This is a genomic window from Mesorhizobium sp. M0621 (assembly GCF_040320745.1).
Lineage (GTDB): Bacteria > Pseudomonadota > Alphaproteobacteria > Rhizobiales > Rhizobiaceae > Mesorhizobium.
On record NZ_JAMYQF010000140.1, the window covers coordinates 1 to 735 of the forward strand.

The following is a 735-nucleotide window of genomic DNA, read 5'->3' on the forward strand; positions in this document are numbered from 1 at the left end:
ACGAAGACCGACCCGGCCTCGGCGATCGCCGTCCACCAGCCATAGTGGCAATAGCCCTTGTCGAACACATAGGTCGCCGCGGGCTCGATGGTGATCCGGCGGCCGATCTGGGCGTCGTTGACGTTGGCGTCGGTGATGTCGAGGACGCGCGGATGGTCGGCCTTCGGGTCATAGACGACATGGACCTTCATGCCGCGGATGCGTCCGTTCGACTTGGCCCACTCGCACAGCTTGCCGAGCGGAATGGGGGTCGAATCGATCAGCCGCAGCATTTCTTTACCCTCTTGCCGCGTCTGCCGGTCGAGCAGGCCCGCCACCAGGCTGAAGGCCTCGGCAAAAATGGCGACCGGGCGCCGTCTGTTGGCATCCGACAAGGTCGAACGCATCAGCGGACCGCTGCCCAGGTGGTAATGATGCTGGCTGTTGGCATTCCAACCGGCTTCCAGGCCACGCAGGCTGTCGCTGCCGCAGAACTGGGCATAGATCAACACCACCAGATGATCCCAACTCCTGAACGATTTGTCGTAGGCATCGCCGTCGTGACGATCCACAATGGCTTGGAATTGACGGCGATCCATGGCTTCAAGAAGCTGCCCGAAGATGCTAGGTGCAAAGCGCATGCCCCGTTCCTTTTCTGAGTCTCGACAACCAGAGAGAAGACGGACAAACCCCGTTTTACGGGGCATGCACATGCGGCATTTCGATTCACTCAAAACTTTCCCCGGACAGCCCTGC

General features: G+C 60.5%; 1 protein-coding gene. It reads right to left on the minus strand.

Annotated elements, in window-relative coordinates; genetic code table 11:
* On the minus strand, positions 1–620 hold a 620-nt coding region (locus NKI38_RS33490; RefSeq protein WP_352665162.1), incomplete at its 3' end, for a DUF4372 domain-containing protein.
* Between the last annotated feature and the right edge of the window lie 115 nt (positions 621–735).